Annotated in this window: 20 protein-coding genes; 6 read left to right on the top strand and 14 right to left on the bottom strand. The window is 66.3% G+C overall.

Features of this window, described 5'->3' with window-relative positions:
• Positions 1-62: 62 nt before the first annotated feature.
• Positions 63-239, bottom strand: coding sequence for a hypothetical protein (locus BJ997_RS04325; RefSeq protein WP_160175864.1), 177 nt, complete (start codon positions 237-239; stop codon positions 63-65).
• A 300-nt stretch (positions 240-539) separates the two neighbouring features.
• On the opposite strand from BJ997_RS04325, the gene BJ997_RS04320 reads away from it, so the two are divergent.
• A complete protein-coding gene (locus tag BJ997_RS04320; RefSeq protein ID WP_035836431.1) occupies positions 540-1,043 on the top strand; it encodes a glutathione peroxidase in 504 nt (167 codons plus the stop codon).
• 43 nt (positions 1,044-1,086) lie between these two features.
• Here the strand turns inward: BJ997_RS04320 and BJ997_RS04315 are convergent, their stop codons facing one another.
• From BJ997_RS04315 to BJ997_RS04285, 7 genes are read right to left on the bottom strand one after another with little or no spacing between them, the layout of a single operon-like run.
• The gene (locus BJ997_RS04315; protein ID WP_035836429.1) at positions 1,087-1,893 is read right to left on the bottom strand and encodes an HpcH/HpaI aldolase/citrate lyase family protein; all 807 of its coding nucleotides are present in this window, start codon (positions 1,891-1,893) and stop codon (positions 1,087-1,089) included.
• Positions 1,890-2,375, bottom strand: coding sequence for a MaoC family dehydratase (locus tag BJ997_RS04310; protein WP_035836428.1), 486 nt, complete (start codon positions 2,373-2,375; stop codon positions 1,890-1,892). The genes BJ997_RS04315 and BJ997_RS04310 overlap by 4 nt, the downstream gene beginning before the upstream one ends.
• The gene (locus tag BJ997_RS04305) at positions 2,372-3,043 is read right to left on the bottom strand and encodes a CoA transferase subunit B (protein ID WP_035836427.1); all 672 of its coding nucleotides are present in this window, start codon (positions 3,041-3,043) and stop codon (positions 2,372-2,374) included. The genes BJ997_RS04310 and BJ997_RS04305 overlap by 4 nt, the downstream gene beginning before the upstream one ends.
• Complete coding sequence (locus tag BJ997_RS04300) at positions 3,040-3,810, bottom strand: CoA transferase subunit A (protein ID WP_035836426.1); 771 nt, start codon at positions 3,808-3,810, stop codon at positions 3,040-3,042. Before BJ997_RS04300 ends, BJ997_RS04305 begins: the two co-directional genes overlap by 4 nt.
• 34 nt (positions 3,811-3,844) lie before the next feature.
• Positions 3,845-5,011: an acyl-CoA dehydrogenase family protein gene (locus tag BJ997_RS04295; RefSeq protein ID WP_035836425.1), complete on the bottom strand. Its 1,167-nt coding sequence runs from the start codon at positions 5,009-5,011 to the stop codon at positions 3,845-3,847.
• The gene (locus tag BJ997_RS04290; RefSeq protein ID WP_052542188.1) at positions 5,008-7,101 is read right to left on the bottom strand and encodes an ATP-binding protein; all 2,094 of its coding nucleotides are present in this window, start codon (positions 7,099-7,101) and stop codon (positions 5,008-5,010) included. The genes BJ997_RS04295 and BJ997_RS04290 overlap by 4 nt, the downstream gene beginning before the upstream one ends.
• An 8-nt stretch (positions 7,102-7,109) precedes the next feature.
• Positions 7,110-8,717 (bottom strand): carboxyl transferase domain-containing protein, encoded by a 1,608-nt coding sequence (locus BJ997_RS04285; protein ID WP_035836423.1) that lies wholly within the window; start codon positions 8,715-8,717, stop codon positions 7,110-7,112.
• 119 nt (positions 8,718-8,836) lie between these two features.
• Here BJ997_RS04285 and BJ997_RS04280 point away from each other — a divergent pair, with 119 nt between their 5' ends.
• Positions 8,837-9,436 carry an SACE_7040 family transcriptional regulator gene (locus BJ997_RS04280; protein ID WP_035836422.1) on the top strand — a complete coding sequence of 200 codons (600 nt, stop codon included), beginning with the start codon at positions 8,837-8,839 and terminating at the stop codon, positions 9,434-9,436.
• 171 nt (positions 9,437-9,607) lie between these two features.
• On the top strand, positions 9,608-10,075 hold the full coding sequence (locus BJ997_RS04275; RefSeq protein WP_035836421.1) for a GNAT family N-acetyltransferase: 468 nt from the start codon (positions 9,608-9,610) through the stop codon (positions 10,073-10,075).
• Between the two features lie 294 nt (positions 10,076-10,369).
• Here BJ997_RS04275 and BJ997_RS04270 read toward each other — a convergent pair whose 3' ends face one another.
• Positions 10,370-10,999: a LysE/ArgO family amino acid transporter gene (locus BJ997_RS04270; protein ID WP_201771709.1), complete on the bottom strand. Its 630-nt coding sequence runs from the start codon at positions 10,997-10,999 to the stop codon at positions 10,370-10,372.
• Between the two features lie 69 nt (positions 11,000-11,068).
• Between BJ997_RS04270 and BJ997_RS04265 the strand changes: the two genes are divergently transcribed.
• Together BJ997_RS04265 and BJ997_RS04260 are read left to right on the top strand one after the other, a co-directional pair.
• Entirely contained in the window at positions 11,069-11,971 is a 903-nt protein-coding gene (locus BJ997_RS04265) for a LysR family transcriptional regulator ArgP (protein ID WP_035836420.1), read from the top strand.
• Positions 11,972-12,091: 120 nt separating this feature from the next.
• Positions 12,092-14,074, top strand: coding sequence for a cutinase family protein (locus BJ997_RS04260; RefSeq protein WP_183323261.1), 1,983 nt, complete (start codon positions 12,092-12,094; stop codon positions 14,072-14,074).
• Between the two features lie 185 nt (positions 14,075-14,259).
• Here the strand turns inward: BJ997_RS04260 and BJ997_RS04255 are convergent, their stop codons facing one another.
• The 5 genes from BJ997_RS04255 to pdhA form a co-directional block, all read right to left on the bottom strand.
• Positions 14,260-15,651: an IS1380 family transposase gene (locus BJ997_RS04255; protein WP_035841060.1), complete on the bottom strand. Its 1,392-nt coding sequence runs from the start codon at positions 15,649-15,651 to the stop codon at positions 14,260-14,262.
• A gap of 121 nt (positions 15,652-15,772) precedes the next feature.
• On the bottom strand, positions 15,773-16,435 hold the full coding sequence (locus BJ997_RS04250; RefSeq protein WP_035835344.1) for a VOC family protein: 663 nt from the start codon (positions 16,433-16,435) through the stop codon (positions 15,773-15,775).
• Between the two features lie 62 nt (positions 16,436-16,497).
• On the bottom strand, positions 16,498-17,868 hold the full coding sequence (locus BJ997_RS04245) for a dihydrolipoamide acetyltransferase family protein (protein ID WP_035835343.1): 1,371 nt from the start codon (positions 17,866-17,868) through the stop codon (positions 16,498-16,500).
• 2 nt (positions 17,869-17,870) lie between these two features.
• Positions 17,871-18,860: an alpha-ketoacid dehydrogenase subunit beta gene (locus tag BJ997_RS04240; protein ID WP_035835368.1), complete on the bottom strand. Its 990-nt coding sequence runs from the start codon at positions 18,858-18,860 to the stop codon at positions 17,871-17,873.
• Between the two features lie 44 nt (positions 18,861-18,904).
• Positions 18,905-20,113 carry a pyruvate dehydrogenase (acetyl-transferring) E1 component subunit alpha gene (gene pdhA / locus BJ997_RS04235; RefSeq protein ID WP_420827193.1) on the bottom strand — a complete coding sequence of 403 codons (1,209 nt, stop codon included), beginning with the start codon at positions 20,111-20,113 and terminating at the stop codon, positions 18,905-18,907.
• Positions 20,114-20,163: 50 nt separating this feature from the next.
• Between pdhA and BJ997_RS04230 the strand changes: the two genes are divergently transcribed.
• On the top strand, positions 20,164-20,643 hold the full coding sequence (locus tag BJ997_RS04230; protein WP_035835342.1) for an Lrp/AsnC family transcriptional regulator: 480 nt from the start codon (positions 20,164-20,166) through the stop codon (positions 20,641-20,643).
• Positions 20,644-20,660: the final 17 nt, after the last annotated feature.

Below are 20,660 nucleotides of genomic sequence, written 5' to 3'. Positions count from 1 at the left end.
CGGACACACACAGAGGAGGGCCCCGCCAACCGGCGGGACCCTCCTGATACTGCGTCTGCGAGTCAGGCCGCGCGGCGTCCTGAGGCCTTGCCAGTTGACGACACGTAGCCGCCCACCTGCTCCTTCTGGCCCTGGTGGGTGACGTAGCCGGTGCCGACGCCTGCGCGGCGGCCGTCGAGGCTGACATAACCGGTGGTTTCATCGAAGTGACGGGTCGTGTGTGATACGTAGGAATTCATGGTGCTCCTTGTGTTCTGCGAAAGCCGAACAAGGGCCAGGCGACAGAGATAACACAGGTGCTGTTCATACTCGGGTGGGCCCGTTCGGCGGGAAGTCTGCGCTGCGCCGCGCGGTCCGGAACTGCGGGCTGAAAATCCGCCTCAATCAATTCCGGGTATGTTACGAGAGTACTTCATGCGTGCGCATATTGTTGGACAATGTGCGCGTGGACAGCATCTACACAGCCGCCGCACAGGTCGGCGACGGGGCGCACAGCCCGCACGCAGCCCGCTCAGAGCGCACAGCGCTAGCATCGCCTCATGGACACTCCTTCGCTCTACGAGATTCCCCTCACCCTCATCGACGGCACAGAGACCACATTCGGCGACTTCCGCGGCAAGACCGTGCTCGTGGTCAACGTGGCCTCGAAGTGCGGCTTCACCCCGCAGTACGCGGGCCTCGAGGCGCTGTACAAGCAGTACGCGACGGACGGCCTCGTGATCCTCGGCATGCCGAGCAACCAGTTCATGGGCCAGGAACCCGGCACCGAGAGCGATATCGCTGAATTCTGCGACATGAACTATGGCGTGACCTTCCCGATGACCACGAAGGTGGATGTACGCGGCAAGGACCAACACCCGCTCTACGCTCAGCTGACCAAGTTCAAGACCGGCATCCTGCCCGGGCTCGTAAAGTGGAACTTCGAAAAGTTCCTGGTGAACTCGGATGGGCAGATCGTCGACCGCTTCGCCTCAACCGTCGAGCCGCAGTCGAAGGAAATAGTGGCCGCGATCGAGAAGACGCTCGCCGAGGCCGCCGCTTAGTCTCGATCGCTCCTTCCTCGCGCCTCGACCGGCGGAGGCAGGGTCAGCCGCCGGCGCGACGGAGCACAGCCTCGGCATGGCGCAGCACGGGACCGTCGATCATGCGGCCCTCGAATTGGAAGACGCCACGCTCGCCGACCGCGGCGGCCAGCAGCGCGCGGGCCTGGGCCACGGCATCCGCTGTGGGCCGGTAGGCGGTGCGGATGACGTCGACCTGGCTGGGGTGGATGCAGGCGGTGGCGCGGAATCCACTCGCCACGGCGTCTTCGGCTTCGAGCGCGAGCCCGGCTGTGTCGGGAATGTCGAGGTAGACGGAGTCGATCGCGGCCTTTCCGCGTGACCCGGCGGCGAGCAGCACCGTGGAGCGGGCGTGGCGAGCCACATCGCGGTAGCGCCCGTCGGCGAAACGGCTCGAGGAGCCGCCGAGGGAGGCGATGAGGTCTTCGGCGCCCCACATGAGCGCGACGACGTTCGGCGCGGCGGCCAGCAGCCCCGCAGCCTGGATGCCGGCGGCCGTTTCGCAGAGTGCGACCACCCTGTACGACGACAGGGCCGCCATCTCGGTGGCCGTCTCGGCCTTCGCTGCAATCACAAAGCGGTAGTCCGTGGCCTCGAGGGCGGCGAGGTCGAGGGCGAAGTCGGCGGTGCCGACAGGGTTGACGCGCACGATCGTGCGCTCAGGGTCAAGCGGATGCTTGAGCAGCGCGATCCGAGCGTCGGCCTTCGCACCCGGGGCCACGGCATCTTCGAGGTCGAGAATGACCTCGTCGGCGCGCGCGGCTGCCTTCTCGTAGCGCTCCGGCCTGTCGGCCGGGCAGAAGAGCAGTGCCGGGCCCAGCTGGAACGTCATGGTCTGGCCTCCTTGCACCACACCATGACGGTGCGTACGGCTGTGCCGACCACGTCCTTGTACTGATTGCGCCCGGTGTGGGTGAGCGTGATGATGCCCTGGCCAGGACGCGAACTTGACAGCCGCTTGCTCGTCACGACGGTTTCCGAGTACAGAGTGTCGCCGTGGTGTAGCGGATGAGGGAAGGTCACCTCCGCGAATCCGAGGTTCGCCACGATCGTGCCCTGCGTGAGCTGAGCGACGGAGGAACCCACCATCGTGGATAGCGTCCACATCGAGTTCATCAGGCGTTCGCCGAACGGCTGGGTGGCGGCCCAGGCCGCGTCGAGGTGGAGTCCCTGCGTGTTCATGGTCATCGTCGTGAACATCACGTTGTCGGCCTCGGTGGCCGTGCGGCCCGGGCGGTGCAGGTAGCGCACGTCGAGGTCGAATTCCTCGAAGAACAGCCCTCGCTGTTCAACGGTGGGGCGGTCGTCTTTCATCGGATGACCTCGATTGTGTCGCTATGAACAGGGTTGAGGTCGACGCGCAACGCGGCACCGGTCGCGGCGACGACCTCGTCGACGGTTACTCCGGGTGCCGTCTCGCGCAGCACGAGCCCCTCCGGAGTGACCTCGATCACGGCGAGGTCGGTGACGATCAGGTTGACGCAGCCCCGCCCGGTGAGCGGCAGGCTGCAGTCCTGCACGATCTTGGGAGTGCCGTGTTTGTCGATGTGTTCCATCATCACGATGAGACGCTTGGCGCCGAAGACGAGGTCCATGGCCCCGCCCATGCCCTTGACCATCTTGCCGGGAATCATCCAGTTGGCCAGGTCGCCGTTGGCGGCGACCTCCATGGCGCCGAGCACGGCCACGTCCACGTGGCCGCCGCGCACCATACCGAAGGAGGCCGCCGAGTCGAAGAAGGCCGCCCCGGTGTTCACCGTGACGGTTTCCTTGCCCGCGTTGATCAGGTCGGGGTCGATGTTCGCCTCGGTCGGGTACGGGCCGACGCCGAGTATGCCGTTCTCGGAATGCAGAACCACCTCGATGTCGTCCGGGATGTAGTTCGGAATCAGGGTGGGCATTCCAATGCCGAGATTGACATACTGGCCGTTCTCGAGCTCGAGGGCGACGCGCGCCGCGAGCTCTTCCCTGGTGAGGCTCATTCGGTTCCCTTCACTGGGTCGGGTGACACGGTTCGGCGTTCGATGCGTTTCTCGACCTCTCCGACGACCACGACCCGCTGCACGAAGATTCCGGGGGTGTGGATGTTCTCAGGGTTCAGTTCGCCGGGTTCGACGAGTTGCTCCACCTGGGCGATCGTGATCCTGCCCGCCATGGCGGCGAGCGGGTTGAAGTTCGCCGCGGCGGCGTGGAACACGAGGTTGCCGTAGCGGTCACCCTTGAGCGCGTGCACGAGGGCGAAGTCCGGCGTTACGGAGCGTTCCATCACGTAATCGGCCCCGTCGAACCGGCGCACCTCCTTGGGCTCTGAGGCCTTGGCCACAGTGCCGTCGGGGTGGTAACGCTGCGGCAGGCCCCCCTCGCTCACCTGAGTGCCCACCCCGGCGGGGGTGAAGAACGCCGGGATCCCCGCGCCGCCTGCGCGGAGCTTTTCTGCGAGCGTTCCCTGCGGTGTCAGTTCCACCTCAAGCTCGCCCGAGAGATACTGGCGGGCGAACTCCTTGTTCTCCCCCACGTACGAACTCACGGTGCGCCGGATGCGGTGGTCTGCGAGCAACCGACCCAGCCCCCAGCCATCGACGCCGCAGTTGTTACTGATGGTCTCAATTTCGGTCGTGCCCTGATCGTAGAGGGCTTCGATGAGCGCCTCTGGAATTCCGCACAGGCCGAACCCACCCACGGCGATGCTCGCCCCATCGGGGATATCGGCCACGGCCTCCGCGGCACTCTTGACCACCTTGTCAATCATTCACATCTCCCGTTCAGCGTTCGGTCGTTGGCGATTAGCCGGCGAAACCCAGGGCTCGCGAGATGACCATCAGCTGCACCTCGGTCGTACCCTCGCCAAGCTCAAGCACCTTCGAATCACGATAGTGCCGCGCGACGGGATTCTCGTTCATGAAGCCGTAGCCGCCGAAGATCTGCGTGGCGTCGCGGGCGTTGTCCATGGCCGCTTCGCTGCCCACCATTTTGGCAATCGAGGCTTCCATCTTGAATGGCTTGCCGTTGATCATTTTCAGAGCGGCGTCGTAGTAGGCGAGACGCGCGGTGTGCACGCGCGCCTGCATCCGCGCGATCTTGAAGGCAATGTGCTGGTTGGAGCCGATGGAACGGCCGAAGACGTTGCGGCTGTTCGCATAGCGGATCGACTCTTCGAGACAGCCCTGCGCCGCGCCGGTGCAGAGCGCGGCGAAGGCGATGCGGCCCTCGTCGAGGGTCTGCACGAAATTCGCGAAGCCACGACCGCGTTCCCCGAGCAGGTTCGCCTCGGGCACTCGCACGTTGTCGAACACGAGAGGGTGGGTGTCTGAGGTGTGCCAACCCACCTTGTCGTAGGGCGGCAGCGCGGTGAAACCGGGGGTCGGTGTGGGCACCAAGATGGCGGTGAGTTCCTTCTTGATGGAACCGTTTGCGCGGGTCGATTCCCCGGTGACCGCGGTCACCGTGACGAGGCACGTAATCTCAGAACCCGAGTTGGTGATGAACTGTTTCGTGCCGTTGATCACCCATTCGCCGCCCGTGAGTTCTGCGGTGGTCTTGGTGCCCGCGGCGTCGGAGCCGGCATCCGCTTCGGTGAGCCCGAACGCGGCGAGCGCGGAGCCACTTGCGAGGCGTGGAACCCACTCCTGCTTCTGCGCCTCTGTGCCACTGCGGTAGACGGGCATGATGCCGAGGCCCACACCGGCCTCGAGTGTCACGGCGATGCTCTGGTCCGCGCGGGCGAGCTGCTCCACGGCGAGGCAGAGGGCGAAGTAGTCCTTGCCCTGGCCGCCGTACTGCACGGGGAAGGGCAGCCCGAAGAGGCCCATCTCACCCATCTGCGCGATGATGCCGTAGGGCAGACTGCGTTTGGTGTCGTACTCGTAGGCGGCGGGGGCCACGACGGTGTCGGCGAAGTCGCGGACGGTGTCGCTGAGGGCCTGGTATTCGGGGGTGAGTTCGTAGCTCATGCTGAGTCTCCGTTGTCTGGGGTGGTTTCTGGGGCTGTGTCTGCGGCCGTGTCCGGGGGTGTGGCAGCCAGGACGGAAGCGACGACCTGGTCGAGGGCCACGAGGTCGCCGACCTTCAGGTTCACGGTGACGCGGCCCGCCGCGGAGGCCACGAGTTTGTGCTCCATCTTCATGGCCTCGACCACGAGGATGGTCTGGCCCGCGGTCACGGTGTCGCCGGTGGCGGCGTGCACTGCGATGACGGTGCCGGGCATGGGCGATCGCACGTCGGGGCTGACCGCCCCGGGCACCCGGTCGCGATTCGCGAGGTGTTCCGCGAGCTGTTCGGCCCGCGATCGGTAGCGCAGCTCGAGCGAGAATCCGTCGACGCCGATGTGTACGCGCGCCCCGGACTGCTCGATGGCGAAGACCGTGTTCTCGCCGTCGTACTCGACGCTGAACGAGCCTGCGCGGCCCGGGACCGTCGTGAGGCTCGCCGATACAGCTGGGCCCTCTCCGATCAAAACGGATGCCGCCCCCGCCTCTCCGACAACCCGCACGTCAACGGATTCGGTCGCGCTCACCCCGAGCGAATACCGCACCGGACGGGGCGAACCCATCCGCCACCCGCTCGGTCGCGTCCACACGCCGTTCGCGCCGGCCACATCGGACCCGGCAGTCAGGCCCGTGCGCCCGTGCAGGAACAGCGCCGCGGCGGCGAGCAGCTGCGCGTCGGCGCCGCGGAATTTCAGGTCGGGGAGCTTGCGCTCGATCAGGCCGGTGTCCAGACGCCCGGCGCGCACGTCGGCGTCCGCTAGAAGGAGCCGCAGGTATTCCGTGTTCGTGTGCACACCGAGCAAGACAGTGTCGGCGAGCGCCCGGTCGAGCCGGGTGAGCGCCTCGAGCCGGGTGGGGGCCCAGGCGATCACCTTGGCGAGCATCGGGTCGTAGTGCGAGGCGATCGTCAGGCCAGGGGCGAGCGAGCTGTCGACGCGCACGCCCTCACCGGTGGCCTCGTGCAACTGCAGCACGGTGCCGGTGGTCGGCAGGAAACCGCGCTCCGGGTTCTCGGCGTAGACCCGGGCCTCGATCGCATGCCCGGTGAGGGTCACGTCGGACTGGGCCACGGTGAGCGGCTCCCCGGCGGCGATGCGCACCTGCCAGTCGACGAGGTCGATGCCGGTGACCATCTCGGTGACCGGGTGTTCCACCTGGAGGCGGGTGTTCATCTCCATGAAGAAGAACTCGTCGGGCGCGGCTGCGGAGACCAGGAATTCCACGGTGCCGGCTCCGCTGTAACCCACGCTGCGGGCCGCGGCGCAGGCCGCCTCGCCGATGCGAGAGCGGGTGGCCTCATCGAGCAGCGGGGAGGGAGCCTCCTCGATCACCTTCTGGTGCCGGCGCTGCAGCGAGCACTCGCGCTCGCCGAGGTGGATGACGGTACCGTGGTTGTCCGCCAGCACCTGCACCTCGATGTGTCGCGGGGTCGGCACGAGGCGTTCGAGCAGGAGGGTGTCGTCGCCGAACGCGCTCAGAGCCACGCGCCGGGCGGTCTCGAGGGTGGCCGGCAGGTCCTCGGCGCGTTCCACCACGTGCATGCCCTTGCCGCCGCCGCCCGCGGACGGCTTGATCAACATGGGGTAGCCCACGTCCACGGCCGCCGCGATGAGCTGCTCGTTGCTGAGGCCTGGCTGCGCGACCCCCGGAATGATCGGTACGCCGTAACCTGCCACGTGGTTCTTCGAGCGGATCTTGTCGCCCATCATGTTCAGCGCGTGCACGCTCGGCCCGATGAACACGATCCCGGCGTCGGCGCAGGCCTGCGCGAAGGCCTGGTTCTCGCTCAGGAATCCGTAGCCGGGGTGGATGGCCTGCGCGCCGGTTCGCGCGGCGGCCGCGAGCACGGCCTCGAAGTTGAGGTAGCTGTCTGCCGGGGCCGCGCCACCCAGGCGCACCGCGGCATCCGCTAGCGATACATGAAGAGCGTCACGGTCGGCGTCGCTGTACACCGCAATCGAGCGGATGCCGCTCTCACGCAGTGTGCGGATGATGCGGCAGGCGATTTCGCCGCGGTTGGCGACCAGAACCGTCTCGAATGTTGTCGTTGTCATGGCTTCACTCACATTCGGAAGAGGCCGAAGGCGGACTCGCCGAGCGGCGCGGTGGCGCACACGGAGAGGGCGAGGCCCAACACCGTGCGAGTGTCGGTGGGGTCGATGACGCCGTCGTCCCAGAGGCGGGCGGTCGAGTAATAGGGGCTGCCCTGGGTCTCGTATTTCGTCAGGATCGGGTCTTTGAAGGCGGTCTCTGCCTCGGCCGACCACTCGTCGCCGCCGCCCTCGATCTGCTCACGCTTCACGGTGGCGAGCACCGACGAGGCCTGTGGCCCGCCCATCACGGAAATGAGGCTGCCGGGCCACATCCAGAGGAAACGCGGCGAGTAGGCACGGCCGCACATCGAGTAGTTGCCGGCGCCGAAGGAGCCGCCGATCACGACGGTGAGTTTGGGCACTCGCGCGGTCGCGACAGCGGTGACCATCTTGGCGCCGTGCTTGGCGATGCCCCCGGCCTCGGCGTCGCGGCCCACCATGAACCCGGAGATGTTCTGCAGGAAGACCAAGGGAATGCCCCGCTGGTCGCAGAGCTCGATGAAGTGCGCGCCCTTGAGCGCGGAGTCGGCGAAGAGGATGCCGTTGTTGGCGACGATGCCCACCGGGTGGCCGTGGATGTGGGCGAACCCAGTGATGAGGGTCGTGGCATATTCGCGCTTGAATTCGTGGAATTCACTGCCGTCGACGATGCGGGCGATGACCTCGTGCACGTCATATTGGCCCTGCACGTCCACGGGCACGGCTCCATAGAGTTCGCTCTCGTCGGCGACAGGGGCGACCGTCGGGATCACGTCCCAGACCGGGGCCTGGGCCCGAGGCAGGGTCGAGACGATGTCGCGCACGATCTGCAGCGCGTGCTCGTCGTTCTCGGCGAGGTGGTCGGTGACGCCGGAAACGCGGGCGTGCAGGTCGCCGCCGCCGAGCTCCTCTGCGGTGACGATCTCGCCGATCGCGGCCTTCACGAGGGGCGGGCCGCCGAGGAAGATAGTGCCCTGACCCTGCACGATGACGGTTTCGTCGCTCATCGCGGGCACGTAGGCGCCGCCGGCGGTGCACGAGCCCATCACCGAAGCGATCTGGGGGATCTTGGCCGCGGACATCCGTGCCTGGTTGTAGAAGATGCGGCCGAAGTGGTCGCGGTCGGGGAAGACCTCGTCCTGCATGGGCAGGAACGCTCCGCCGGAGTCGACGAGGTACACGCAGGGCAGGCGGTTCTCGAGGGCGATCTCCTGGGCGCGCAGGTGTTTCTTCACCGTCATCGGGTAGTAGGTGCCGCCCTTGACGGTGGCGTCATTGGAGATCACGAGAACGTAGCGCCCGTGCACGAGCCCGATACCGGCGATGACGCCCGCCCCGGGACTGTCATCGTTGTAGAGACCGGTCGCAGCGAGGGGCGCGATCTCGAGAAAGGGGCTGCCTTCGTCGAGCAGCTGATCGATGCGTTCGCGGGGCAGGAGCTTACCCCTGGCGAGGTGGCGCTGCCGGGACTTCTCAGGCCCACCGAGGGCGGCCGTGGCGAGGCGCTGTTTCAGGTCGGTCACGAGGCCGCGTTGGGCGGCGTCGTTGGCCACGAAGGCCTGAGCAGAGGAGTCGAGCTGACTCGCGAGTGTCTCCATCGACATCTTCCCGTTGGTGAAGCCGGATGACCCGACATCAAGTACAGTTAGTGTTCACTAACTGAAATTCAGGTTAGTCACGATTAACTAAAATGTCCAGTTGAAAGGCGGGAGAGCCGATGAGCGCACAGACCGAAACCACGCCGCGCAGCCAGGCCAAGGCCGACCGCCGCTCCGCCCTGCTCACGGCCGCCGCCACGCTCTTCGCCCGGTCCGGATTCAACGGGGTCTCCATCGAAGACCTCGGTGCGGCTGCCGGGGTGAGCGGCCCGGCCGTGTACAGGCACTTCAGCGGCAAACAGGCCGTGCTCGCGGCTCTGCTCATCGATGTGAGCGAGGACCTCGTTGCCGGCGGCCGGGCCGTCGTCACCGAGACAACGGATGCCGCGGCCGCCCTCCGAGATCTCGTGCGCTTCCACGTGCACTTCGCCCTGTCCAACCCCGACGTGATCCGCGTGCAGGACCGCGACCTCGACAGCCTCGCCGAGGCAGATCGTCACAGGGTTCGCGTTCTGCAGCGCGAGTACGTGGAGCTCTGGGTCGACGTGCTGCACCGAGTGCATCCCTCGGTGGACGAAGCCCTGCTCCGGATCCGCGCCCATGCCACGTTCGGACTGCTCAACTCGACTCCGCACAGCGCGCGTGCCTCCTCGAAGGCCGCCGTGCGCGCCCTCCTCGAGGAAATGGCCCTCGCCGCCCTCGGCCTCCCCGCCCCGTAGCCCACTCCCCCGGCACCTCACGAAAGCGCCCGGTGGGCGAGATAACAGAGCCCCATCGCCTCCCCACCCCGGACGTCGGAGCTTTCGATCCCCGTCAGCTCTCTCGCTCCCGAACCCGTGCGCAGGCCGCCCTCGCGGGGCTGGCTGGACTCAACGCGACAGACTGGGGTTATGGAGAACATCGAAGTACGCGCGGCCGAACCACACGAGATCGGGGCGATTGCCGGACTGCGGTGGCGTTGGATTCTCGAGGTCGGACCCGTTCCAACCGTGACCCGCGAGCACTATATAGCGTCGGTCGAGTCGTTTGCCGTGCAGCAGACCGGAGCGCACCATCCGTTTGTAGCGGTGCGCGGCGACACCGTTGTGGGCATGGCCTGGCTCGCCGTGCTTCCACGCGTACCGAGCCCGCAGGCCCTCGACCGCTCCTCCGGAGATGTGCAGTGCGTCTACGTCGTGCCCGAGGAACGTGACTCGCATGTCGGCAGCCAGCTGATGGATGTGGTGCTCGCCACCGCCCGCCGCTTCGGCCTCGAACACGTCAGCGTGCACTCGAGCACCGGGGCGATTCGCATGTATGAGCGCAATGGATTCGCCGCCTCACAACAACTGCTGATCGCAGACCTCGCCGACCGCTAGGGAGCCAGCGCGCAGTCCACACCGTGATCGCCGCAATCACGAGATCATCGTCTCCGGCGACCATATCGAGGATCGCCTGCCCACCACGCTCCATCGGATGCTTGCTCTGCTGGTACCACCACGCCACCATCGACACCTCCGGGTGGCAAATCCGCATGGTGCGAGGCCGATCCGAGGTGCGAGGCCCCGTACTCTTCGACCCCACCCGCACCTGGCGGCCCGCCGCGCCAATACGGCCAGCTCCGCATCGGGCTAGAAGTGTGCCCGGTTGCCGCTCTGCAAGATCGAGGATGCTTAGTGTCCGAGGGCCAGGCGCACTCCGAGGGCGATCATTGTCACGGCGATGACGGCGTCAAGCACCCGCCACGAGCTCGGCTTTGCGAACATCGGGCGCAGCAGGCGCGCACCAAACCCGAGCGCCGAGAACCAGACGAAGCTCGCGGCAACGGCGCCACCGGCCCACCACCAGCGTTCCGCCGTGCCCTGTTGGTTCGCGACGGCACCGAGGAACAGCACCGTGTCGAGGTACACATGTGGGTTGAGCCAGGTGAGAGCGAGCACCGACATCACGGCGACCCGCATGCCCGTGGAAGCCACGACACCCGACACAACCAGCGCTCCCGGGCGAATCGCGCGGCGGGCGGCGAAGAGCCCATACGTGATCAGGAATCCCGACCCGAGCACCCTCATGACGATGATCGCGACGGGTGCCGCGGCAACGACGACGCCGAGTCCCAGCACTCCGGCCATGATGAGCACGGCATCCGACGCTGCGCAGATCGCGACGACAGGAACGATGACGCCGTTGCGCCCCTCGATGCCCAGACGCAACACGAACGCGTTCTGCGAACCGATCGCGATTATGAGCGAGAGACCGGTGGCGAGACCCAGCAGGGCGGGTACGAGAGTGGAGGAGGTGGTCACCTGTTCAACGCTAGATCCATCGGCCAATTCAGTACAGCTATTGTTTCTTAGCCTCAGTAAGCTGATCTAATGCAGCGCTTTACGCTCGAACAGCTTTCTACTCTTCTTGCCCTCGTTAGCGAGGGCTCCTTCGAAGCGGCCGCCAACCGCCTTCATGTCACGCCGTCGGCAGTGTCCCAACGAGTCAAGGCCATGGAACAGACGTGCGGCCGCGTGCTCGTACAGCGCACGACGCCCATTAGGCTCACCGACGCGGGCACAGTTCTCCTTCGCTATGCACGACAGGTCGAGCTTCTCGAGGCAGACACCGTCCGCGAGTTGCACGAAGGCCGTTCCGACAGCGACTCGGTACTGATACCACTGGCCGTGAACGCGGATAGCCTGGCCACCTGGTTTCTGGACGCCCTTGCCGGACTCGGTGCCCGTCTCGGAGTCGCCTTCGATCTGCACCGGGAAGACCAGGAACATACGACGAAACTACTTCGCGCGGGAACCGTCATGGCCGCCGTGACCTCCACACGGGAACCCGTCCAGGGCTGCGTCACGGAAGCTCTGGGAAACATGAGGTACCGAGCGGTCGCCACACCGGAGTTCATCGCCCGCTGGCTGCCGGCCGGACCAGGGCTGACCGATCTACCTCACGCACCCGTCGTGGCCTTCGAACGCAACGATGACCTACAGGAGGCGTTCCTGCACGAACATGCGGGCAGCGGCAGCAGCGGCCCCACCCATTACATCCCCACGTCGAACGACTTCGTGCGTGCCATCATGCTGGGCTTCGGCTGGGGCATGCTCCCTGAGCAGCAGTGCGCTGAAGAGATCATCAATGGTGGACTGGTGGACCTCGCGCCGCTCCTCGCAGTCGATGTTCCCTTGTACTGGCAGCGGTGGAATGTCTCGTCCACCCTCCTCGATGCCGTCTCGACCGCCGTGCGGGCCGAAGCGCTGACAACCCTAAGACCGTTCCCGTAGTGCACCCCATTAGGGGGGCCTTGTTGAGGTCAATGGCGTGCCCTAAGTTGTGATCACGATAGCGATGCGCACTGGCGCGCACCGCGATGGGCCTTCAGGGCCACGTAACCGGGGGAACACATGACGACGTCACGAGCTCGACGATTGCTGTGCATAGTGACGGCGGGGGGCCTGCTGTCAGCGGCCCTCGTGGGCGGAACCGCAACCGCAGCCATTGCGGGGCAAGGCTGCGCCCCCGTGGTGGTGCTCGCTTTCCGAGGCAGCGGACAGCTCAACGTCGACCCGGTAACCACCGGCAATGCTGGAAGTCCCTACAACTACGCCGGATCGAATCTGGTCACCAACGGTTGGGAGGGCGCAACCCTGCAGCGCCTCCTTGTTCCGTTCGCCAACACGGTTCTCGGCGACGGACTCCGCGCGGACTCCGTACCGGTGATCGGCGTCGGTCCGGATGGCGGCACAGAGGCCCTCGGCTACCCGGCCGTCGATGTTGCCCTCACCAGCCTTGCTCCGATGATTGAGTCAGTCGAGAACGGCGCCGCTGCCGGCGAGGCCATCATCAAGCAGGTCAAAATCGCATCGGCTGCCTGCAGCATTCAGCCCAAGTTCATCGCCCTGGGCTATTCCCAGGGTGCCATGGCCGCGCGCATCCTGGCGCAGCTCAACCCCACTGATGTCGTCGGTGTCGTCACCCTCGGCGACCCGCTCCAGCGGCCCGATGCGGCAGGAAACACCGGCGCAGCCAGCTCAGGCGACGGCGGACTGCGGTGGAGCAACCCCGGCTACGCCGCCAAGTGGGATGCCTTCTACGATCTAGACACCGACACGACCTCGTTATGCCACAGCAATGACCCGGTCTGCGACCTGCGCTGGGACACCATTTGGCGGGCACTCACAGGCTCCGTCGAGCAGCATCTGAACTACTTCACGGCCGCCTACGACACCGCCGCAAGCGTGACCGAGGCCGCCACATCCGCCGCCGAGCTGGCCGACATGGCGCACGGTATTGTCGCTGACGCAGGGGCGACGGACCCGACGGCAGCCCCCCTCGCCCGGGTATCGGCATCCGTGATGGCCACGGCCGGTGTGCCGACCGTGGTTTCGGCCGTCGGCTCCTCCCGCGCCGCCCAGTACGAGTTCGACCTCGACGGCGACGGCCGATTTGACGGGCCCCGCGATGTCACGAATTTCGTCGGCATCACCTCGACAACCTTCGCTGTGCCCGGATCCGCCACCATCTCGGTTCGAGTAACGGATGCCTTCAGCCGCTCCGACGTGGCCACCGCCGTCATTGACGTCTCCTCCCCCGCGTCGATTGTTCCGATCTTCGATCCCACCGCACCCTCGCTCCAGGTGAACGCTCCCGCAACAGTCGACGCAGGCGGCACCGCTGCGGTGGGCGCGCTCGGCGACCCCGCGAACGCGCCGAACACCGTACTCATCGTTCCCGCCCTGGCGCAGTCCCCCTGGATCATCGAGCCCGTTCACACCGCCGAGCTGCCCTCCGACTGGGCCACTGCCGGCATCACGATTCCGGCCGGGATCCCGTCTGGCTCGTATTTCCTCGTTCTCGCCGCCGATACCGGAGCGTGGGGTGCCAGTATCCTCGGCGTGCTGCCGGCGCCGGTTGTTCCACCCGTCGACCCGCCCGTCGTGCCGCCCGTCGACCCACCCACAACCGACCCTGCCGACCCGCCGCTGGCCGACACGGGCGCAACCTTGACCCTCAGCGGTTCGGCATCGTCCGTGGTCCGCGGCACCGCGGTCACCGTGACCGGCGCGGGGTTCCAAGCCGGCGAGCGGGTTGAGGTGTGGCTGTACTCCACTCCGGCCCGGCTCACCACCGAGACGGCGTCAGCATCGGGCGGCGTGACAGCGACCGTTGTCATTCCACGTGGCACGGCCGTCGGCGCGCACCAGATCGTGCTGCGCGGCGCCAGTGGCGAAGTGTCGCTTGACCTCACCGTGACCGCCTCCGCGGCCGCGGCCGGCAAACTGGCCAACACGGGGTTCTCAGCTCTAGTGCCGATGCTCCTGGGTGGAGGCTTGCTCCTGGCCGGCACGGCCCTGATGCGACTCCGCGCACGCGGTCGCGCGGCCTGACAGACCGGCTGCGCGCGCCGCAGCTGTGCCCCCGCCGTCCTTAGCCTGAATCCACCGGTCGACCTCTGATCGGATCCTGATTTTGTTTCGGCGAGCTTTCGGAGTTTCGGGCGTGGTTGTGGTCCGGGTCTCGCGGCCCGGGTGTTCCACTGGTGCTCCTGTTGATGTCGGTGTCGGCTGGTTGGTCAGGTGGGGGCGGGTTGTTGGGGCCGGAAGTTCTTTGTGAACAGGGCCGTCCAGGGTTTCTCCCAAGGCCAGTGTTCGGGCAGGTGCAATGTCACGCGCCGCGCCGAGGTTGAGATTCGTGCGGGGACGCTGACAAGTTTCCGGCGGATCGTTGCGGTGGTCGATCGGCTGAGACCGTTTCCCGCGATCGTCGCGGCGGCGCGGGTGAGGTTAAACGCCATGACGGCCATGACCAGCCAGGCGGCGTTGGCGGTGAATACACCGGAGGGTAGGTGCGCCAGGGCGCTGCTTTTGAGGTCGGAATTCACGAGCTCGATCGCCGCGTGGGCGCGGTGGGTTTTGTCGGCGGTGACGGTGTCGAGGGTGCTGGTGGTGAAAAAGGCGTGGAATCGGTGGGTGTCGAACAGGGTTGGCTGGTCGAGGTTTTTCTTGTTCAGTTCCGGGATCCGCCGCACGGCCAAGCGCCCGGTGATGTGCTCGCTCTTCTTGCGCGAGGTGAACGCGGTGAACGGGACCTCGGCGACTTCGGCGTTACTGATCCATGTTTTGCTGCCTTCGTCATAGATGGCGTTGGTGTATTCAATTGCGGTCCAGGCAGCGCCGGGGATCGTTCCGATCGCTCGTTTGATGGCGGGGTCCATCCGGGCAGTGACCGAAACGTCGGCGCCGGCTTTGAGGGCTGCGCTGATGGAGGCGTGCCCGTAGAACGCTGAGTCGGCACGAAAGAGCACGCGTGCTTTTCCCGCTCCGCGGAGCCGTTTGATCGTGGCGAGGGCGTCACGGATCAGACGGGCCGCGCCGCGCGGTGATCCGCAGGCACCGCGCCGGAGTCGCTGGCCGATGATGATCGGCGCCGATACGTCCGTCTTGACTGTCGCGAGGATCGCGTTGAGGCCGCGCACCCCGGAGTACCCGTAGCCGGAGCCTTCCTTCTGGTGGCCGTGAACTTCGATGATGGTGTCGTCGACGTCGAGGAACATGTAGCCGTCGGTGTCGTGCACGAGCAACGGAGTTTCCGCGGCCAGGCCCCGCACGAAGCGGGAAGCGACGGCGTCGAGCTGCCGGACGTGACCGAACGTGAACGCGCGCAGAAACGACCCCAACGTTGACGGCGCGTAGCAGTTGCTGAAGATTTTCCGCATGCCGCCGTGACGAAGAATGGCGAGGTCGTCGATGGAGTCCGCGCCGGCGACCATGCCGCCGACCAGAGACGTGACTTTCAGACCGGCGTTGGCGCCCTTGTCGGTGGGGACGCTCAGCCACTGATCGGCCAAGGTCGCCAACCCCGCACGGGCGGCTAATTTCATGATCGGGACCAAGCCCGCCGACGACACGAGATTCGGGTCGGTGAATGATGCAGAAACGGCGCGGTTGGTGTGGGAAACTTGCATCTACGAGATGCTCCTCTGGTTGGTAAATCTGAACTCTTGACAAGTCCTAATTTACCTGATCAGATGGGCATTCTCGGTTTAACGCGCCGTCAGATCTCGATCCCGATCGGTGGATTCAGGCTTAGAGGGTGGCGCTGCAGACACAAATTTCGTTGCCTTCGACGTCGGCGAGCACCCACCAGTCAGGTGCGTGCTCGTCGGTGAGCAGCGTTCCCCCGGCCTCGACAATGATCTGCACACGTTCCTCTGCCTCGTCCCCGGTCACGTAGACGTCGAGGTGGACACGATTACGGTCCGTTCGAGCGATCTCCATATGCTGGAACCACACCTTGGGCGCGATTCCACGTGGATCGACGAGGTCGATTCCATCGACGCCGGCCAATTCTTCATAGTTCAGGGCCGCAGCCCAAAACGGGCGGATGGCATCGGCATCGGTGCAGTCGATGGCCAGGTCATACCGGGCGGGCCTGGCGATCAGCGCTTCGGCACCGAGCGCACTCGCGAGTCCGTCGACGATGGCCGCCAGCTTCAGATCTCGGGCCGTGACCCCACCCACGTCGTGAGAGCGCAGGCGAAACCCGACGTTTCCGTAGCCGAGGGTCACATCGGGATGGTGATTCATGGCGTCCGCTGCCTGGGCAACCCGATTGACAAACATGACCGCAGCGTTGAAATCCGTTGTGGCGAAGGAAGCGTGCAACGCCCCGTCGAAGTGCACGAATGCGCTGCCCTCGAGCGCGTGGGCGGTGTTGAAGGGCGCGAGGAGTCCGGCTGTGGAGTTCATGGCTCCACTGTGCCCCGCCGCCGCGCCCTGGTCAACCTGGGCGCGGCGGCCCGGCGTCGGGGCTAGACCATTGTGAGCACCATGGCCGGGTTGGCCAAGATGGTGCCCACGTCGGCGAGGAACTTCGAACCCTGCTCGCCGTCTACCAGGCGGTGGTCGAACGACAGGCTCAACGTGAGCACCTGGCGCAGCGCCACCTCGCCGCGATACTCCCACGGCGTGCGGCGGATGGCGCCCATCGCGAGGATCGAGGCCTCTCCGGGGTTCAGGATGGGCGTTCCCGCGTCGATGCCGAATACCCCGATGTTGGTGATCGAGATCGTGCCGCCGCCGAGGCTTGCGGGCGTGGTCGTTCCGGCCCGCGCGGCCGTGGTGAGGTCGGCGAGCGCCCCAGCGAGCGCCGAGAGGCCCATGCCGTGTGCGTCCTTGATGTTCGGCACGAGCAGTCCGCGCGGGGTAGCCGCGGCGATACCGAGGTTCACGTAGTTGAACTGCACGATCTCGCCGGCGGCATCGTCCCAGCGCGTGTTGACGCTCGGGTTGCGGGCGATCGCGATGCACACGGCCTTCGCCACCACCGTGAGAATCGAGATGCGTTGGTCGGCGAAAGCCCGATTGGTCTTGAGCGATTCGAGCAGATCCATGGTGGGCGTCACGTCGATGGTGAGGAATTCCGTGACGTGCGGCGCCGTGAACGCGCTCTGCACCATGGCCGCGGCGGTGAGTTTGCGCAGGCTCTTGATCGGCGTGCGGCTCTCACGAGCGGATGTCGCGGCCGCCGCCGCTGCCGGCATCGTGCCGACGGCCCCCGCTGCCGCAGCGGGCTGGACCTGCGCAGCGCGCAGGTCGTCGCGGGTGATCAGTCCGTCGGGGCCGGTCCCCGTGACGGTCTCGAGGTTCACGCCTAGGTCTCGGGCGAGGGCGCGCACCGGCGGTGTGGAGCGCGGACGCTCCCCCGCCGAGACGACCGGAGTGGATTCGGGTGCGACGACAACAACGACCGGCGGCGCAGTCACCGCGACGGGCGCAGCCGCAACGACGGGTGCCGCGGGGCTCCCGGGGCGAGCTCGACGAGCCGGGCGCCCGCCACGTTCGACGGCGGGACCGTAGCCCACGAGGTTCGCCTCGCGCACCTCGGGCGTGGCAGCGGCAGGCGCCGACCCGTCGGCCGGAGCCGGGGACGCGCCGGCGGCATCCGCGACATCGAAGGACACGATGGGTTCGCCCACGTGCACGACCACGCCGGTGGGCTGGTGCAGTTCACTGACGACGCCACTGAACGGCGACGGCAACTCAACGACAGCCTTGGCCGTCTCGACATCGGCGATGTGCTGGTTCAGGGTCACCGTGTCGCCGGGCGAAACGTACCACGCCACGATTTCGGACTCGGTGAGACCCTCGCCGAGGTCGGGAAGCTTGAAAACCTTGAGCATGGTCACCGTCCCATCACCGTGTCGATGCCGTCGAGAATGCGGTCGAGGTCGGGCAGATGGTGGCTTTCGAGTTTTGCGGCCGGGTAGGGAATGTCGAAACCGGTCACGCGCACCGGCGCGGACTCCAGATAGTTGAAGCAGCTCTCGGTGAGGCTCGCGATGATCTCGCCGCCGATTCCTCCCGTGCGGTTCGCCTCGTGGGTCACCACGAGGCGGCCGGTCTTTCTCACGGATGCCTCGAGCGTCGGATAGTCCACCGGCGACAGCGACCGCAGGTCGATGACCTCCACTGACACTCCCTCGTCGGCTGCGGCGAGCGCCGCGTCGCGCGCCGTCGGAACCAGCGGGCCATAGGTGAGCAGCGTAACGTGGGTTCCGGGCGTCACGACAGTGGCACGCTCCATCGAGCGGCCGAGCTCCGGCACGACCTCGCCCTTCACGTGGTAGCGGCGCTTCGGTTCGAAGTAGAGCACGGGGTCGTCGCTCGCGATGGCCTGGCGAATGAGGCTGTAGGCGTCTTGCGGATTGGAGACCGCGATTACGCGCAACCCTGACGTGTGCGTGAAGTAGGCCTCGGGAGACTCGGAGTGGTGCTCTGCGGCGCCGATGCCACCGCCGAAGGGCACGCGAATGGTGATCGGCATCTTCACGGCGCCCTGGGTGCGGTAGTGCAGCTTGGCGACCTGGCTGACGATCTGGTCGAAGCCCGGGTAGATGAACCCGTCGAACTGGATCTCGGCGACCGGGCGGTAGCCGCGGTAGGCGAGGCCGACGGCCATACCGATGATCGCGGATTCTGCCAGCGGCGTGTCGATCACGCGGCGGTGCCCGAACTCGGCGAGTAGGTCGCTCGTGACGCGGAAGACTCCGCCGAGCGCGCCGATGTCTTCACCGAGCAGAACGACCTTGGGGTCGTCGGTGAGCGCCCGGTGCAGGCCGGCATTGATGGCCTTGGCGAGTGTGAGGGTCTGGGTGGTCGTGTCGGGCGTCATCTGTGTCGCCTCTGTCCCGGAGTTCTTGCGCGGCAATGTCATGGTCATGAGCGTCCCCCTGCTGGTGCGTCTGTGCTGGTATCGGAGCTGGCTGCGCCGTCAAAGCTCGACAGGTAGGCGGCGTACTTATCCCGCTCCCGATCGAGCGTGGCGTGGGGCGTGGAATACACGTTGTCGAAGACCGTGAGCGGCGCGGGGTCGGGCATGCCGATGCAGCCTGCGCGAAGTTCGGCCGCCACGGAGTCTTCCTTCGCCTGCGTGCGGGCCTCAAGCTCCGGAGTGAGTAAACCGAGCGAATCGAGCAGGCGCTTCAGGCGCAGGATCGGGTCCTTGAGTTTCCAGGCCTCGAGTTCGCTCTTGTCACGGTAGCGGGTGGGGTCGTCTGCGGTGGTGTGCGGGCCCATCCGATAGGTGACGGCCTCGATGAAGGTGGGACCTTCGCCGCGGCGGGCGCGGTCGAGAGCGATGCGCGTGGCCGCGATGACGGCGAGCACGTCGTTGCCGTCCACGCGCATGCTCGGAATTCCAAAGCCAGGAGCCCGGCCGGCGATGCTGCCCACGGCCTGGAGTCCCACCGGTTCCGAGATCGCCCAGTGGTTGTTCTGGCAGAAGAACACGACGGGTGCCTGGAAGCTCGCCGCGAAGACCATGGCCTCGTTCACGTCGCCCTCGCTGGTTGCTCCGTCGCCGAAGTAGGTGATCGCGACCGAATCGACGCCGTCGTGCTTTGCGCCGACGGCCCAGCCCACGGCGTGCAGAGTCTGAGCGCCGATGATGATGTTGGGAGCGGCGAGCTGGTGCTTATACGGGTCCCAGCCGGACTGGGCGTTTCCGCGCCACACCCGCACGATGTCGGCGAAGGGAACGCCGCGCACGTAGGCGACAGCGTTCTCCCGGTAGCTGGGAAAGATGAAGTCGTCGTCGCGCAGAGCCCGGGAGGAGCCGATCTGTGCGGCCTCCTGGCCGAGCAACGGCGGCCACAGGCCCAGCTCGCCCTGGCGCTGCAGGGCCGTCGCCTCTGTGTCGATGCGGCGCACCACGCGCATGTCTTCGTACAGTGCGGCCAGCTGCTCGCCGGTGATATCCGCCACCCAGGAGTCGCAATCAGGGTTTGCGACCCTCACCCCGTCGGGGGTGAGGAGTTGTACGAATTCGGGGGACTGTTCAACCACTGGGCCGCTCCAAGCGTCGTTGCTAAAGTTGACTGAATCGTAAGCCGATGCGGCAAAGGGCACAACCTCGTTCGTAAGAATTGAGCATTCTGCTCTATTGCGTCAGCCTCAGAGCTGTTAGGTTTTGCACTATGTACAGCCTCGACCAGACCGACACGATGCTACTGCGGGCCCTCTCCGAAGAGCCTCGCAGCACCTTCGTGGCCCTCGCACAGAAGCTCGGCCTCTCCCGAAACACCGTGCAGGCGCGCATGGCCAGGCTCGAAGACTCCAATGTCTTTTTGAGCTTTGACAGGCGCATCAACACCATCGCGCTCGGCTACCCGCTCACGGCTTTCGTCGAAGTGCAGGTGCAGCAGAAATACCTGAGCCAGATCATCGCAAAGCTCGCGGAGATCCCCGAAATCGTGCAGGCGCACGGCATGAGCGGACAATCCGACCTCCTGGTTCGCGTCGTGTGCACTGACGCGGAGGACCTGTTCCGCATCGACGGAACGATACTCGCCGTGGAGGGCGTCGAGCGCACCGAAACGAGCCTCGCCATGGGTGAAGTCATTCCGTTCCGGGTGGCACCGCTGCTGGATCGGGCGGACGGCCGTTCCAGCCGGTGACTCAACATAATCTATTT

It is taken from the genome of Cryobacterium roopkundense (assembly GCF_014200405.1).
Classification (GTDB): Bacteria; Actinomycetota; Actinomycetes; order Actinomycetales; family Microbacteriaceae; genus Cryobacterium; species Cryobacterium roopkundense.
Note: the sequence above shows the minus strand (reverse complement) of the source record. Positions and strands in the feature narration are given on the sequence as shown.

What these genes read in the sequence shown, in the direction of transcription:
- BJ997_RS04300 (WP_035836426.1), bottom strand. Translation starts at nt 3,810, where the DNA reads ATGATTGACAAGGTGGTCAAGAGTGCCGCGGAGGCCGTGGCCGATATC.
- BJ997_RS04275 (WP_035836421.1), top strand. Translation starts at nt 9,608, where the DNA reads ATGGAGAACATCGAAGTACGCGCGGCCGAACCACACGAGATCGGGGCG.
- BJ997_RS04290 (WP_052542188.1), bottom strand. Translation starts at nt 7,101, where the DNA reads ATGACAACGACAACATTCGAGACGGTTCTGGTCGCCAACCGCGGCGAA.
- BJ997_RS04295 (WP_035836425.1), bottom strand. Translation starts at nt 5,011, where the DNA reads ATGAGCTACGAACTCACCCCCGAATACCAGGCCCTCAGCGACACCGTC.
- BJ997_RS04315 (WP_035836429.1), bottom strand. Translation starts at nt 1,893, where the DNA reads ATGACGTTCCAGCTGGGCCCGGCACTGCTCTTCTGCCCGGCCGACAGG.
- BJ997_RS04255 (WP_035841060.1), bottom strand. Translation starts at nt 15,651, where the DNA reads ATGCAAGTTTCCCACACCAACCGCGCCGTTTCTGCATCATTCACCGAC.
- BJ997_RS04280 (WP_035836422.1), top strand. Translation starts at nt 8,837, where the DNA reads ATGAGCGCACAGACCGAAACCACGCCGCGCAGCCAGGCCAAGGCCGAC.
- BJ997_RS04245 (WP_035835343.1), bottom strand. Translation starts at nt 17,868, where the DNA reads ATGCTCAAGGTTTTCAAGCTTCCCGACCTCGGCGAGGGTCTCACCGAG.
- BJ997_RS04305 (WP_035836427.1), bottom strand. Translation starts at nt 3,043, where the DNA reads ATGAGCCTCACCAGGGAAGAGCTCGCGGCGCGCGTCGCCCTCGAGCTC.
- BJ997_RS04260 (WP_183323261.1), top strand. Translation starts at nt 12,092, where the DNA reads ATGACGACGTCACGAGCTCGACGATTGCTGTGCATAGTGACGGCGGGG.
- BJ997_RS04325 (WP_160175864.1), bottom strand. Translation starts at nt 239, where the DNA reads ATGAATTCCTACGTATCACACACGACCCGTCACTTCGATGAAACCACC.
- BJ997_RS04310 (WP_035836428.1), bottom strand. Translation starts at nt 2,375, where the DNA reads ATGAAAGACGACCGCCCCACCGTTGAACAGCGAGGGCTGTTCTTCGAG.
- BJ997_RS04265 (WP_035836420.1), top strand. Translation starts at nt 11,069, where the DNA reads ATGCAGCGCTTTACGCTCGAACAGCTTTCTACTCTTCTTGCCCTCGTT.
- BJ997_RS04230 (WP_035835342.1), top strand. Translation starts at nt 20,164, where the DNA reads ATGTACAGCCTCGACCAGACCGACACGATGCTACTGCGGGCCCTCTCC.
- BJ997_RS04250 (WP_035835344.1), bottom strand. Translation starts at nt 16,435, where the DNA reads ATGAACTCCACAGCCGGACTCCTCGCGCCCTTCAACACCGCCCACGCG.
- BJ997_RS04240 (WP_035835368.1), bottom strand. Translation starts at nt 18,860, where the DNA reads ATGACGCCCGACACGACCACCCAGACCCTCACACTCGCCAAGGCCATC.
- BJ997_RS04285 (WP_035836423.1), bottom strand. Translation starts at nt 8,717, where the DNA reads ATGGAGACACTCGCGAGTCAGCTCGACTCCTCTGCTCAGGCCTTCGTG.
- BJ997_RS04320 (WP_035836431.1), top strand. Translation starts at nt 540, where the DNA reads ATGGACACTCCTTCGCTCTACGAGATTCCCCTCACCCTCATCGACGGC.